Raw genomic sequence first — 15,618 nt, 5'->3', positions numbered from 1 at the left:
ATGATTTCAATTCTATGACGGATACTCACACTTTATTTTCAGGGTTGGGTATTGATAAAAAAATTCTTGATATCCTTGCCAAATTAAAATTCACTGTCCCGACCCCGATACAGGCAAAAGCCATACCAATAGCGGTTGAAGGAAAAGATATAATAGGAATAGCCCAGACCGGAACGGGCAAGACTTTTGCTTTTGGTATCCCTATGGTGCAGATGCTTTCTAAAAACGGCGGCAAAGGCTTAATTTTATTACCCACGCGAGAGCTTGCGCTTCAGGTAAACGAAGCCCTGCTTCAGCTTATCCCCGCTTTTAAAATGAAAAGCCTTGTAATCATCGGCGGCCATGATATGCAGGGGCAGGTGGACGGAATTGGGCAGTCTCCGGACATCATAATCGCCACGCCGGGGCGGCTTATAGACCACCTTAACCGGGGAAATCTGGAATTAAACAAAGTGAATTTTCTTGTCCTTGACGAAGCGGACAGGATGCTTGATATGGGGTTTTTAAGGGACATTCAGGAAATACTTTCTGTCATCAGCAAAAAAAGGCAGACGCTTCTTTTTTCCGCCACTATGCCGGGGGATATTTTGAAAATAGCGGAGCAGTATATGCAGCTGCCGGTTGTGACTGAAATTGCGCCGGCAGGCACAGCCATAGAACTTGTAAGCCAGGAACTTTACGTTGTAAAGCCGGAAATGAAAAGCGTGCTTGTACTGGAGCTTTTAAAAGAAGTGACAGGCAGCGTGCTTGTGTTTACGCGCACAAAAAAGTCAGCGGCGAAGATTGCTCAAAAATTAAAAAAATCCGGCATTGCCGCGGCAGAGATACATTCAGACCTTGCAATGCATGAAAGAAACAGGTCTCTTGAAGGGTTTAAATCAAAAAAGTACCGCGTGCTGGTGGCAACCGATATTGCCGCCCGCGGCATTGATGTTACCGGAATTGAACTTGTAATTAATTACGACCTGCCTGATGACGCTTCCAATTACGTGCACAGGATAGGCAGGACAGGCCGCGCCGGTTTAACCGGCCGTGCGATATCGCTTGCCGCCCCTGACCAGGGCGCGGAAGTAAAAGCCATTGAAGCAATCATAAGGACTGTAATACCGGTTATAAAACACCATAAAGTCCCGCATGAAGGGTTTACATCGGTCCCGCTGATACCGCTGCCAAAACCGTATGAAGCCGCACGCCCGCCCAAGTTTGACCGGCACAATGAGAAAAAGAAGTGGAAGGACAGGGATTGAAAGACCAGGGAACACAGCTGAAAAGTTTTTTAACAGACAAAGATAATTATGTTTGCCATACAATAATTACTATTATATGTTTTGTATGGCAAAGCAGGAGGTTAAATGCCGTTACCCATAAAGATAGAGGAATTATTCAAAGGGCTTACTGTAGAGTCTGACAGGCTGGATTATAAGGAAGGGTTCAATCCGGAAAAAGTAACGCAGACAATATGCGCTTTTGCGAATGATATTAATAATATCGGGGGCGGTTATATAATTTTTGGTGTTAAATCCTCGGATGGGGCACCTGAACTTCCGCCGGCCGGCTTGAAAGAATCACAGGTTGAAGCATACCAGAAGAAAATAATCGAAACCCAGTATAAGATATTACCTTTTCCGCAGGTGATTCTATCTCCTGAAATATATTTTAAAAAAAGAGTCCTGGTATTATGGGTACCGGGAGGGGAAAACCGGCCATATAAGGCGCCTGTCAGCTATGAAGGTTCAGAAAAAGCCTATTATATCAGGCGGCATTCCACAACAGTAAAGGCAAATCAACATGAGGAAAAACAGCTTTTGGAAATATCTGCCCGCATTCCGTTTGACGACAGGGTTAACCATAATGCCGATATACGGGATATGAAGAGGGATATAATACTTCAATTTTTAAAAGACACAGGCAGCGGTTTATATGAGAGCGCAAAGGGGGTGGCTCTGCCGGAGCTACAACTTCAGATAAAAACGTATCTGAAAAAACACTTCCAATGTCTCAGGTTGATCCTAAGTCTGTCCCAAGTCTGTCTCAGGTCTGTCCTAAGTTCATGAGTATAAACACAGCGGTGGCTGTATTAAACGCAGCTTCCGGCGAAACAACGCTGCAGGCCGTAATGGAGCTGATTGGAAAAACAAATAAAAGCAGGACAAGGAATGAAATTATAAAACCGCTTATAAAATACAACCTGATTAAAATGACAATACCGGATAAACCAAGCAGTTCCAAGCAAAAGTATATTGCAACGCAAAAAGGCATAAACACGCTTAAAGGGATTAAATTGAATAAGAGTTCTTGAAAGTAAGCTTTTTTCTGTGATTCGCCGGGTATAAAAAAGCGTATGCTTAAAGATATTAGATTTATTGAATCTGAAAACATTGAAAATGATGAATTTGTTGTAAATAATCGGCCGTAAAAAACTAGACGGTGTTTAAGACGGTTAATTAGTATGTTTTTGTATTATAATAATTATATTACTATTTAAAGCAGGAGGCAAGACAGTTATATGAGGGAGATTGCGCTGTTATCAGGTTTTTATTTTACGCAGTTTAAAAACAAATTCAAGCACCCTGTAAAGGGGGACTTGGTTAAGTTTTTTCTGCTTATTGTCTTTTCGCTGGTGTTCTTTCCTATGATATACCAGCTTTTCTTTTTTATCTTCAAACACTTTTACGGGGCGCAGTTAATAGGCGGGCTTCTGGTAAACAGGCTTTTGTCCGCTATCTACATGACTTTCTCTTACATGATTGTGATGTCGGCAGTGGTGTCGGCAATACCGGTTCTGTATTTAAGCCGCGATATGGATTTTCTTTTCAGTTCGCCGATAAAAGCGGAGGATATTTTTACCTTTCAGTACCTTAAAATAATTTTTGAAGCGTGCTGGATGATGCTTTTAATGTCCATTCCCGTGTTTGCGGCGTACAGTACTGTTTTAAAAATAGACTTTTACCAGTACCTTTTTATAATGGCGGCGCATATTCCGTTTTTTATTGTTATGGCATCCGCGGGTATTACCCTTACGCTTGTGCTGGTCAGGTATTTCCCGGCGGAAAGCATACGCAATATAGCAATAGCAATGAGCGGTATTTTTCTTGTGGGAATTGTTTTATATTTCAGGATGCTGGAGCCGGAAAAGCTGTCAGCGGGTTCCATGCAGGATGTATCTGAATTCTTAAAATATCTGAGGACTCCGGAAAGCTTCTTTCTGCCGCACACGCATTTTATCTCCATCGTAAAAGATGTCACGGCTTACGGCATTTACCGCGGGATCGGACCTTTGCTGGCGTATGGGTCAGCCGCGATTTTAATATTCGCCCTTGTGATAAAAGCCGCGGGGCTATGGTACTTTGACGGCTATGGAAAAAAAGGGATTTATAAGAAAGAAAAGCCCCTTGCAGCAGGCCGCGCTTTTACCCGCAGAAAGGTATTTGAATCGCAGCTTATCAAGGATGTGAAATACCTTGTACGTGACACTTCGCAGTGGATACAGGTGGTATTTTTATTCGGCGTTGTGGTGATTTATCTTTTTAATATGTATAAGATGCCGTCCGAACTGTTTGACCTTAAAAACGTAATTTACTTCCTTAATATAGGTTTCATAGGGTTCATAATTTCCGCTATCGGTTCCAGGTTTATTCTTCCCGTGATTAGCGTGGAAGGGCGCGCGTTCTGGATATACCGCTCTGCCCCCACTACCATGACAAAATATGTTATTGATAAATTTATCGCGTACGGAATTCCCATGATGATTATCGGGCTTGTAATCGCGCTGCTGTCAATCAGGATTTTAAAATCAGACCCGTTCATTAATTATGTAACCATATTTTCAACCGTGTGCGTGACTTTGGTAATATCAGGTGTGGGCACGGGTTTTGGGGGGTATTTCGCGAATTTCAAAATAAAAAATGCGGAAGAGATGATTACGGGCGTCGCCGGGCTTTCGTATATGTTTGTGACAATGGTGTTTATAGGGATAACGCTTGCCCTTGTAGCCGACCCTGTCAGGGATTATTACAGGTCAACCCTTGTCCGCGCGATTGTATTTAACCCGCGGGAATATATATGGCTGTTTGCCGCGGCCTTTGTTTCATCGGTTGCAATCACCGTATTTTCGCTTTGGGCGGGGATTAACCGGCTGAAGAAGATGGAGATTTAAGGCAGGGGGGAATATCTTTTATTGACAGCCCGTGCACAACGGTATATTCTGACCGTATGCGTTTATATAGTTATGGTATTTGAAATGGCCATGATATATAATTACCCGATAAAAAAAACTCGGATAATACATGCAGCGATATTGCGGGGTGATTAATGAAAAAATCGGCAAGTGCTCCGGTAATTCTAATCAAAAGCCTGAATGTACTCCTATATACTTTAATAATTGCATGCGCTGCTAATGCCGCAACAGCAACACTTACCATCACGGCCACCGCCACTATCACCCCTACATATAATATTGCTGTTTCATCCGTGTGGCGGGTAAACGCGGGGGGCGCCGCGTATCCTGACAGCTGGGGCAACACATGGGCGGCGGATACAAATTACAGCGGCGGGTATGGGCACAGTGTTACGGTTACGGTTGCAAATACCGCTGACAGCCCGCTTTACCAGTTTGAAAGATACGGGAACCCCTTCACATACACATTCAATGTGCCGCCGGGCAGTTATCAGGTTACGCTTAAATTCGCTGAATTATACTGGGAAGCCGCAGGTGACAGGATATTTGACGTATTTATAAACAGCACGCGGGTGCTTGACGATTTTGATATTTATAATGAAGCGGGTTCCGCTTTCAGGGCGGTAAGCAAAACGTTTGATAATATATCTCCGGCGGCAGGGCAGATATCAATTCAGTTCGGGCCTGCCGTAATTGACAATGCGCAGGTCTGCGCGGTGCAGATAAACCCCATGCCGCCCACGCCCACCTGCACGAGGACGCCGTGCGCGACACCGCAAATCATTCCATATCTTCAGGTAAACGGCGGAACCTGGCAGCAGACAGACACCGTTACCGTAAATCAGGGTTCTGTGGTAAACCTTGGCCCGCAGCCTTTAACGGGCGGAACATGGAGCTGGACCGGGCCGTCAGGATTCACTTCATTATCGCGCGAATTATCAGCAATACCTTTAACGCCGGGGCTTAATACGTTTGCCGCTGTATATACCGATGATTGCGGAAGCCAGGCGGATCAAAATTATTATATAACAATGTCTGCTTCTTTGACGGCAACCGCCGGATGCGCGCGGGGCATAACCATTGACGGATTAATGAATGAAAGTTCGTGGGCGTCCGCGCAGGAATATCAGGTATCTGAACTGTGCCTTGGTACAAACCCGAATAATATTTCCGGAAGTTTTAAAACCCTTTGGGATAATGATAACCTTTATGTGGGTGTTGACGTAAACGATTCCTACCTTAACGCCACGCAGGTGGCGTGCGCCAATTACAATGATTCCGCGGTGGAAATATACCTTGATATGGCCAATGACCGCGGCACCCAGCCTTATCCCGGCTCTGTGGGCGATTTTCATTTTATGATAAGTTACGACTGCCTGCAGTTCTGCTTAAACGCCACTGTCGCTCTGCCGCCGGGCGGGCTTCAATACAAAAGCACTCTTAAAGCCGGTTCTGCGGGATATATAATGGAAGTGTTGATACCGTGGTCAACGCTGGGCGTTGTCCCTGTAACCGGAAGTTTTTATCAGTTTGACGTGCAGATTGATTTTAACAACGGCACCACGGAGCGCGTGGGACAGCTTGTATGGAACGGGGATGAAAATAACTGGGAAAGTTCGGCGAATCTGGGGGATATTATGCTTGGGTTCTGCCCCAGCCCCACGGCGACAGCCACGCCGGTTCCGCCCGCGCTTAAGGAATCGTTTCATATTTTTCCCAATCCTGTGGATCCAAAACAGTCGCCTGCAAGTATCAGTTATCACTTAAAAAATGATTCGGAAGTAAGCATAAAAATTTTTACCGTCACGGGAAAACACGTAAAGACTGTCCTGGATAAAACCGTAAAATCCGCGGGGCGCCATTCTGAAGATGAATGGGACGGTACGAATGATAATAAAATTGAAGTATTGTCCGGCGTTTATTTATGCGTGCTGGAAGTTAAGGATAAATCAACAGGAGTAACAGCAAAACTTGTTAAGAAAATGGCCGTATTAAGGTAAAAATAAAAAACAGGCTGTGACGGGTGATGAGGTTTTTGTGAAAAAGACCGCGGTTAAAACAGGCATACTAAAAATTAAATTAACGGCGCTGACAGTGCTTGCGTTGTTTTGTTTTTTTCCCTTACAGGGGGCGCCCGGCGATTACGGCAGTGAAAATGTTTTCATGGCCGGCGCCGGTTCCAGGCCGGACGGCATGGCAGGCGCTTTTACGGCTGTGGCAGATGATTTGTCCGCAATTCATTACAACCCCGCGGGGCTTGTGCTTGTTAAAAAACAGGAAATAGCGCTGTTATATTACCCCTTATATGAAGCCGTGTCTTACGGGTCTGTTTCTTACGGGCAGCCGCTGCTTAATTTTGGAACCATTGGCGCGGCGCTGTTTATGTTTTCCGCTGACGGTATGGAAGGTTATGATACGGACGGAAACCAAACTTCTGATTTTAAAAACGGCCAGTACAAAGCGGCCTTATCATACGCGCGCAAAATAACCGACGGCTTTTCTGCCGGCGCGAATTTTGACATTTATTACTCCAATATGGCGCGGTTTAATTACGCCGGATTCGGCGCGGATATAGGCGTGCTGTACGAACCTTTTTCTTTTCTGCGCGCCGGGCTTATCGCCCGCAACCTTATAACGCCTGCTTTTTCAATGCAGTCGGTCACCGAAACGCTTGGGCGCACATACACCCTTGGGGTTATGGCAAAACACAAATACGCGGATTTTGAATTTAAGGCCGCTTATGATATTTCTGCCGGTGAAAAGGAAGGTTTTAAAGACAGGGTTGGCATAGAGATAAAATGGGCGGGAATTACGGGCGCAAGGGCGGGCTATACAGACGGGGAATTTACTTTTGGCGCGGGGCTGTATTTATATGACATTAAATTTGATTACGCGTTTGTATCAAACGGCAGTTTTGGAAGGATGGACAGGTACACCCTTTCATACGCGTTTGGCATGACACTGGAAGATCAGAAAGCGCACAGGCGCAGGAGCATTTACGCTGAAGTGCGCAGGATAGTGGAAGAAAGGCTTAAGATAAAATTAAAAGAAGAGGCGGAAGCGTATTACCGCCGCGCTTACGCATATTACCTTAGAAATGAATTTGAAGACGCCCTTACAGAGGCGGAAAAGTCGCTGGAATGGAAAAAAGATTATGAACCGTCGCTGAAAATGAAAAAGATTCTTGAAGAAAAACTTAAAGAAAAGATAAAAAGCGGCGAAGGCACGGATTACAGCGGCGATACGGACGCTTATATTTCCGCGGGCATTGAATTATACGAGAAAAAACAGTATGATGAGGCAATAAAACAGTGGGAAGCGGCCTTAAAGCGCAGGCCGGGGAATAAAGCGCTTAGGTCTTTAATCGCAAAAGCGAAAAAAGATATGGAATCCGGCAGCGGCAAAGTTCGGCTGACGCGCGAACAGAAAGAGGCGGCGGACAGAATGTATTATCTGGCTGTAAACAGCTACACAGAGGGCGATTTAAAGGGAGCTGTTGAAATGTGGAAGAAAGTCCTGGCGATAAACCCGGATGACGTCAAGTCTGTGAGAGATTTAAGAAAAACACAGGCGGAAATTGAAGAACTTAAAAGGCGCGGGATAGAATGAAAAAAAATTTTAACAGCATGAAGTGGGAAGTGATGGGGGTTGTACTTTTTCTTACCCTTACTATAACCGGAATAATGAGCTTTATGCTGCTTAACATACATAAAAAAAGCCTTATAAACGAAGTGGAATTAAGGGGTATAAGTACAGCCCGCAATATTGCCAATAATATCGCGGATTTTATAATGATGAGGCACGAGCTTGAAGCCGCGAAAGTTTTAAAAGAAGCGATGCAGAACAAGGGCGTAATTTACGCGATGGTGGTGGGTTCAAACGGAGTGATACTTGCGCATAACGATATGACGCGGGTAAAAAAGAAATATTCGCAGCCCGGACGGGTGATAAAAACAACTGCCGCGAAAAATACTATATTTGAAACAGAGTCCGGCGGCAGATTAATAGAATTTACCGCCGCGGCAATTGCCAAACATAAAGCAAGGACAGGCGTGGTGCGCGTGGCAGTATCTTATGACCTTATCAGCCGCGCTTTAAAACAGACGTACATTAACATAGCGCTGGTGACGGTAATCGCGGTGATTTTAAGTATTATAGGCGCTTTCTTTTTAAGCACGGCTATTACAAAACCCATAAATATCCTCGCGCAGGGAGTAAAAATTGCCGGCAGCGGCGATTTAAATCACAAGATTGTGATTAACAGCAAAAATGAACTTGGGCTGCTTGCCGGCGCTTTCAATGAAATGACTGATGACCTTAAACGCGCGCAGAAAACCGCGCTTGAAAAACTGGCAATGGAAAAAGAACTTGAAATTGCAAGCAGGCTTCAGGATTCGCTGCTGCCCAAAAAATTTCCCGATATGGGAAAATATGAAGCATCGGCATTTTACAAACCGGCTAAAGAAATAGGCGGCGATTATTATGATGTAATTCCGCTTGCTGATAAAAAGTTCGGCATTGTTATGGCTGATGTGTCGGGCAAAGGTGTGCCTGCCGCGCTTATCATGACGATGTTAAGGGGTGTATTAAACACCGAAGCCATGTTAAATTCTGACCCTGTGCGGGTCCTTATAAACCTTAACAACGGGCTTCTTGGCAGGGTGGAAGGAAATATTTTTGCGACAATTTTTTACGCCGTGCTTGATACGGCAGGCGGTTTAATTGAAATGGCGTCTGCCGGCCACCACGAAATACTGTTTTATAAAAGCGGCGCGGGCGCGGTGGAATCATACTGCCCCAAAGGCGCGGCTATAGGAATTTTAAAAGGCAATAATTTTGAAACCCGCCTTGAAAAGATAACTGTAAAAATTGAAAAAGGCGACAAACTGCTTCTTTTCACGGACGGCATAAGCGAGGCTAAGTCCAAAAGCGGAGGCAGGTTTGGCATGGAAAGGGCGGTAACGTCACTGCAGAAAAACGGCGGCAGTGCATGCCGGGAAATAATTGACGCACTGCTTTATGATGTTGATGTTTTTACGGGCAAAGAAGAACAAAGCGATGATATCGCTGTTTTGTTAATAGGCAGGACAGCTTAACGGAGGTAATAAAATGCCATTTGAAATCAGGGAAAACGCGGACGGAGAAATAATAATTGTGCGGGTTTACGGCGAACTGGACTCTTCGTCGGTGGCGGCTTTTACGCTGGGCTTTAAAGAAATATCGTCTAAGCATAAGAAAGCGAAATATGTGGCGGATATGAAGCAGCTTGATTTTATAAGTTCGGCCGGCTGGACCGCATTTTTAAATGAATTCAAAGAATTACAGGCAGAAGGCAGTGAAATGAAACTTGCGGCCATGCAGCCGGACGCGAAAAGGGTGTACAGCCTTGTGGGAATTGACGGAGTGATAGAAAGTTATGAAACGGTTAAAGAGGCACTGGACAGCTATGCCAAATAAAGCTGAAATATCCGAATTAAAAGTGGAAGCAAAAGCGCAGAACCTGGGTGTGATAAGGAAATTTATAAACGATGCCATGAAGAATCACGGTTTTGCGCAGGATAAAATATCCGCGCTGAAAGTGTCAATAACAGAGCACTGCGAAAATCTGATAAAACACGCGTACGCGGAGAAGCCCGGGAAGATAGATATTATAATGAAGCTTAATTATCCGGCCGCAAAAATAACGGTATTGGATTCCGCGCCGCGGTTTGACATGACGGCGTATGAAATTCCGGATACATCGCGCAGGATTAAAAGAGGGCTGGGCGGCAAAATGGGAATAAAGACAATAAAAGCCCTTTGCGACAGGGTTTTGTACAAAAGAAGAAAAAATTATAATGAGAATACCTTTATAATAATGCAGAATAAAAAAGGGAAGGTAAACAAATAAATGGCAACTATAAAAGACGTCGCGAAAATCGCGGGTGTTTCATACAACACGGTATCTTTTGTGGTCAATGGCGTGGATAAAGTGGCGCCCGCTACAAAAGAAAGGGTTTTAAAGGCAATAGAAGAACTTCAGTACAGGCCGAACAAAACCGCCAGGGCGTTAGTGGGCGCAAAGGCGGATTCAATAGCGTTTATCAGCACGCGGTTTACTTCAGTGTTTGGAATGAATATACTGCGCGAAATTGAAGACGGCGTGCACTTAGCAGGGTTGTCCGCGAACTATGACCTGATACCGTATTCCACAAGGGGCGAAGGCGCGTTTAAAGATCAGATAATTGATTCCATAATTTTAAACAGAAAAGCAGACGCTATAATTATGCTTGGCATAAAACCGGAACAGGGGCATATGGAAAAGTTAAAAAAAGCAGGGGTGCCGCTGATTTTAATAGACGGGTGTATGGATGGCGCGCATAGCGTTAAATGCGACAATGAAAAAGGCGCTTTTACGGCGGCTGATTACCTTATAAATAAAGGAAGGCGCAATATAGCGTACATTGGAATGGCAAAAACAGGCGGCGAGACATGGCCTTCTATAATAGAAAGGGAAGAAGGTTATAAAAAGGCGCTTGTAGGCCGCGGCATTTCAGTCCGCGATGAGATTATGGCAGAGGTAAATAACAATTATATAAATGAAGGACGCGCGATAACGCAGAACCTTTTAAAGTCGCATAAAGACATTGACGCGATATTCTGCGGCGCGGGCGACAGCACGGCAATTGGCGCGATAAACGCGGTAAAAGAAGCGGGGCTTCGCGTACCGGAAGACATTGCGGTTATAGGGTATGACGACATACCCGTAGCGTCAGCGTTTACGCCGTCGCTGACTACTGTAAGGCACCCTGTGGAGAGAATGGGAAACGAGGCGTTTGTGATAACCCTTGAAGCCATGCAGGGCAAACTTACCACCCCCAAGAATCTTGTATTTGAACCGGAGCTTGTAAAAAGAGAATCCGCGTAAGGGATTTGGTGAATATGGTAAAACACTCAGTTTGTGAGATATTTTGATCAGACACTTAGAGTATCTTGCCGTGTTTCTTAAAAATAATATATGTTAATTTTGGAGCAATAGAATTGAATAAAATTACTTTGAAAAGTTGTCGGAAAAATATAAATGCAGCATTAAAACAAGCTGGTCCAAGATATACTCCTGCCTTAGACAAAATGTCTCCTAATTTGCATATTGCGAAATTTGAAAATCTTTTTGATAGTTTGTTTCAAAAAGGAGAATTTATTGAAACTTTAAACGTGATTGAAAAGAAAGCAAAAGAAACGTTAAAACTTTATATTTTTGATAGCGAAAATTCGATACTTTCAGACCAAGAAAAAGACGCCTTGTGTTTAAGTCAAAAGAATCTAAAATCAATAATACAAACTATAATTATTATTAGAAACAATATTGGACTTTTTCATGACGTTGAATTAAATGATATATTAGAAGAACTGAAGATTGGGAAAGAGAGGCTTGATAAAATTATTATGAGTTCTCGTATGAGAAAAAAAGAAGAAAGAATTGCTCCTCAAAAAGTCGATAAATCTGATTTAAATAATAATTATGAAGGGGTTATTTCGTCGTTAAGAGATGTAATGGAAGTTACAGAAATGTTTTATATTTTTTTAACCGAATACGGCTCAGATATACATAATAAACCATTTGTTTTAATTTACGGAGAGGCTGGAATAGGTAAAACACATACCTTGTGTGACTTAGCTTTAAGAAATGTAGAACAAGGAGCAATGTCAGTTATAACATTAGCTGAAAATTTAAATGTTGAAGGGGATATTCTAGAAAATATTGTAAAAGTAAATGGATACAATATGACAGTAGATACTTTTTTAAAACAGATGAGTGACTATGCAAAAACTAACAAAATGCGTTCGTTGTTGATAGTAGATGCAATCAATGATAGTTCTATTCAGGAATGGGAGAAACAGCTAAAAAACTTAATACAAAAAATGAGTTTGTATAAGGGTATAGGGCTGGTTCTAAGTTGTCGTACACCATATGAAAAACTATTATTAACAAAAGTCAACGGCACTCTAATTGCTCCGATCAAACATTTTGGATTTCGTAAAATTGAATTTGATGCGCAACAGGCTTTTTTTAAATGGAAGAAAGTTCCAGCCCCTGAAGTGCCTTTGCTGGAAGATGAGTATAGTAATCCACTATTTCTAAAATTATTTACTGAATCACTTAGTTTCTTGCACGAAAAGAAACATAAATCAAAAGAATTAAATTCGATATGTTCTGGACAAAAGAGTATGACTTTTATCTTGGAACAATTTTATGAAAGGGTTGGAGGCAGTTTTGTAAGTGCTTTCTCGTCAAAAAGGGATTTTTGCTGGCTGGTTGCAAAGGAAGTTGCAGATGTCATGTCTGCAAAACAACGTGACTATATAAATCCTTCTGAATTTAATGATTTAAAAATGCTAACACCAATGACGACGTCAGAAAAGGATATATTTATAAAAAAATGTTGTTCCGAAGGTATGTTTATTAAAACTTGTATTTATGAAGGAGATAATTCATGGGTGGAAGTGATTAAATTTCCATATCAAAAAGTATCTGATCATTTGATAGCAAGATCAATTCTCAAGATGGAATTAACGGAGAAAAACATTACTGAAAAAAAGAATGCTCTAAAACAAGGTTTTTTAGGAAAAATATTTTGTGAATCTAATTATGGCGAATATATAAATCTTGCAGAAGCAATTATGTTAGAATTTCCGATTAGGGATGAAAATAAAAATGAAATATTTGATTTGCTAGATTGGAAAAAGATAAGTTATATGTATTGTGAATCTTTTATTAGGGGATTGGCTTGGAGACCAATTAACTTTATTACAAAAAGAACTAGTAAATATTTGAACTTATTTTTAAAAAATCAACAATTACGGTTTAAAGCATTGGATTCTATTATAACTTTGGCCGTTAAGAACCATCGCTTTAATGAAAAGTTATATAAATGGCTTTTTTCAATGGATTTAATTGATAGAGATTTATTTTGGACAGAATACCTTAGAAATGAATATGAGTCTTCAGCAATTCAAAAACTTATTACCTGGATAGAAATTAATCATAATAAAGTCTCTAAAAGATACCTATCACTATATATTGATGTGCTTACGTGGGTTTTATCATCAACAAATAGATCGTTAAGAGATAAGGCTACAAGATCGCTTGTATATTTAGGCATAAGAAATCCCGAAGCTTTGTTGAAGAAAACAATCAATAGTCTAAATATTAATGATCCATATATTGTTGAAAGAATGTTTTCTGCGAGTTATGGAACTTTAATGAGATTAGTACATAGTAAAAAGGGAAGAAAGAAAATATTTAAAGTTAATAAATTGATTCCTAAAATTTATAGACAAATGTTTTGTAAGAGTTCTGAATTTGCTACTACAAATATTCTCTTAAGAGATTCTGCATTAGGTATTATTGAATTAACGTCAAAAGTATGCGGGAAAAACAAACAAATAGTATATTCAAGGTTGATAAAACCTTTTAAAGGTGGAAGTTGCAGAAAATGGGGGAAAGCAAAAGATAGAGATGAAAATAAATATAGAGGTGGGGATTGTCCGTTGGGCATGGATTTTAAAAACTATACATTAGGACGTTTATCGCCAACCAGAAGGAATTATGATAATAGTAATAATGATTATAAATTAATTTTGCAAAATATTTGGTGGCGTATATATAACCTTGGTTATTCGCTTGAGAAATTTTCAAAGGTTGATCAAGAGATTGCTACTGATAGTTGGCGAACTGATGAGAATGTAAAGATTGAAAGATATGGCAAAAAGTATGCTTGGATATCATTTTTTGAATTATATGGTTATCGAAAAGATATGGGTGTTATAAAAGATGATTATGGGCCTGAACGCTTGTCTGATTGTGGAGTTGATCCGAGTTTTCCTGAGTTTCCAAGGGAACCGGATTTCATGAAGTGGTCCTATTTGGGAGATAACATTTCATCAATAGAAAAATGGTTGAATCAGAAATCTGTGCCAAAACTTAATGATTTATTAGTTCCTAATAGTATTAAAAATTTTGGTCATGAATGGGTACTGTTAGGTGGTTTAATAGTACAAGAGTCTAAAAAAGATAAAAGATATATTCACATTTATACTAAAGGGGCATTCATAAGTAAGGAAACAGCAAAAGATTTAAAGGAATTCGGAAATAGTAAAATGCAATTTGAATTAGGCGGAGGTGATGTGCCAAGTGACACATATACTTATGCTGGTGAAATACCATGGCACAAATATTATAGAAAAACGAATACTGACTACCTGGAACTCATTTTAAAGGAAAGAAGAATGTTAATTGAAAGAATACCACCTTCAAAAGATGCTAATGTTGAAAATGAAGAACTATCAAACTTTTTAAAAGAAAATAACATGACAATCGCAGATATGTTTGCGATGGAATCCAGATTGAAGAAGATTAAAGGTAAATATTATGAAGTGAAGATTGAAAAAGATATTCGAAGTATACCATTTAGATATGCATATAAAAACTTTGAATGGGAATATTATCATAGCATTTTAAATCAGGGAACACATCCATATGTTCCCGATAAACAATTGGCAAAAAAATTGAAGTTATATATAAATCCAGTAGATTATAGCTTTTATAATAGCAATGGTGATGTTGTTATATTTCCTTTAAAAAAAGAGAAAGATTTCAATAATCAAGAGGACTTTCTTTTCATTCGAAAAGACAAATTGGATGCATATCTTAAGAGTTCTAAAATGGAATTTATTTGGATAATTCAAGGTGAACGCAAGTGCGTAGAGTATAATGAGAATAATGAAAGAATAAGATCAAATCGTGATTATAAGCAATTTGATAAGATAATTACTTATGAGTCCATAAAAAATGTGAGGAAAAAAGCTGCTCACATATAGTTTTAACCGCATTCTGAAACATTATTAAATAACATAACTGTAGCGGGTTGTCCAAGTATGGGTGTTTATGGTTTAATAATGCCGATGATGATAATAAATAGGGGGTGGTTTTGATGGCTAAGTTAGTTTCGTGTACAGTTAAAATTGAGGAGACTAAAAGGAATTTAATGCGGGATTTTTGTGAAAAGAAGGGAATAGAAATCTGGGCTTTCCTGGGTAATGCCATTTAGAATGAGATTGAGCGTGAGACACGCAAAGAGGATTTGATGATGCATGAGGAATATGTTAAATATGGCAAAAAGACCGCCACTGATTTTGATGAATTCGCAAAGAAGCTGGGGTGCAAATCAAAACAGCGGTAATTAAGTTTTATCTGAATCACCAACCCTCCATAAGTAAATTGATAAAAAATAAACTTAATTCTGTAGTGTAAAACAGCCATATTCCGGGTGTTTTTGGGGAAAAGCAAATTTTTTTAAAATAATTCTTGACAAACATGGTTTATGGGTGTAAATTTGTATTAAAGTATGAACGTTCATATACAGCAAATAACAGGGAGATACAAATAGGTTTTTTTAAGG

The 15,618-nt window shown here is 40.7% G+C and carries 11 protein-coding genes; all 11 read left to right on the top strand.

The genetic code is table 11. The features are described 5' to 3' along the window. Positions 1–14: 14 nt before the first annotated feature. The 11 genes from CVV21_00965 to CVV21_00915 all read left to right on the top strand — a co-directional run bounded on the left by CVV21_00965 (position 15) and on the right by CVV21_00915 (position 15,037). The gene (locus CVV21_00965) at positions 15–1,247 is read left to right on the top strand and encodes a DEAD/DEAH box helicase (GenBank protein PKL92946.1); all 1,233 of its coding nucleotides are present in this window, start codon (positions 15–17) and stop codon (positions 1,245–1,247) included. A gap of 105 nt (positions 1,248–1,352) precedes the next feature. Next, positions 1,353–2,054 carry a hypothetical protein gene (locus CVV21_00960; protein ID PKL92945.1) on the top strand — a complete coding sequence of 234 codons (702 nt, stop codon included), beginning with the start codon at positions 1,353–1,355 and terminating at the stop codon, positions 2,052–2,054. Further along, the gene (locus tag CVV21_00955; GenBank protein ID PKL92944.1) at positions 2,051–2,299 is read left to right on the top strand and encodes a hypothetical protein; all 249 of its coding nucleotides are present in this window, start codon (positions 2,051–2,053) and stop codon (positions 2,297–2,299) included. The genes CVV21_00960 and CVV21_00955 overlap by 4 nt, the downstream gene beginning before the upstream one ends. A 207-nt stretch (positions 2,300–2,506) precedes the next feature. Next, positions 2,507–4,156 (top strand): hypothetical protein, encoded by a 1,650-nt coding sequence (locus tag CVV21_00950; protein ID PKL92943.1) that lies wholly within the window; start codon positions 2,507–2,509, stop codon positions 4,154–4,156. Between the two features lie 155 nt (positions 4,157–4,311). Beyond that, positions 4,312–6,177 (top strand): hypothetical protein, encoded by a 1,866-nt coding sequence (locus tag CVV21_00945; protein ID PKL92942.1) that lies wholly within the window; start codon positions 4,312–4,314, stop codon positions 6,175–6,177. Between the two features lie 37 nt (positions 6,178–6,214). Further along, positions 6,215–7,786, top strand: coding sequence for a hypothetical protein (locus CVV21_00940; GenBank protein PKL92941.1), 1,572 nt, complete (start codon positions 6,215–6,217; stop codon positions 7,784–7,786). Next, complete coding sequence (locus tag CVV21_00935) at positions 7,783–9,273, top strand: hypothetical protein (GenBank protein ID PKL92940.1); 1,491 nt, start codon at positions 7,783–7,785, stop codon at positions 9,271–9,273. Before CVV21_00940 ends, CVV21_00935 begins: the two co-directional genes overlap by 4 nt. 13 nt (positions 9,274–9,286) lie before the next feature. Further along, on the top strand, positions 9,287–9,634 hold the full coding sequence (locus tag CVV21_00930) for a hypothetical protein (protein ID PKL92939.1): 348 nt from the start codon (positions 9,287–9,289) through the stop codon (positions 9,632–9,634). Continuing rightward, positions 9,594–10,067: a hypothetical protein gene (locus CVV21_00925; protein ID PKL92938.1), complete on the top strand. Its 474-nt coding sequence runs from the start codon at positions 9,594–9,596 to the stop codon at positions 10,065–10,067. The genes CVV21_00930 and CVV21_00925 overlap by 41 nt, the downstream gene beginning before the upstream one ends. Further along, on the top strand, positions 10,068–11,084 hold the full coding sequence (locus tag CVV21_00920) for a hypothetical protein (protein ID PKL92937.1): 1,017 nt from the start codon (positions 10,068–10,070) through the stop codon (positions 11,082–11,084). A gap of 113 nt (positions 11,085–11,197) precedes the next feature. Further along, positions 11,198–15,037 (top strand): hypothetical protein, encoded by a 3,840-nt coding sequence (locus tag CVV21_00915; GenBank protein ID PKL92936.1) that lies wholly within the window; start codon positions 11,198–11,200, stop codon positions 15,035–15,037. Positions 15,038–15,618: the final 581 nt, after the last annotated feature.

It is taken from the genome of Candidatus Goldiibacteriota bacterium HGW-Goldbacteria-1 (genome assembly GCA_002839855.1).
In the GTDB taxonomy this organism is placed as follows: Bacteria; Oederibacteriota; PGYV01; order PGYV01; family PGYV01; genus PGYV01.
Note: the sequence above shows the minus strand (reverse complement) of the source record. Positions and strands in the feature narration are given on the sequence as shown.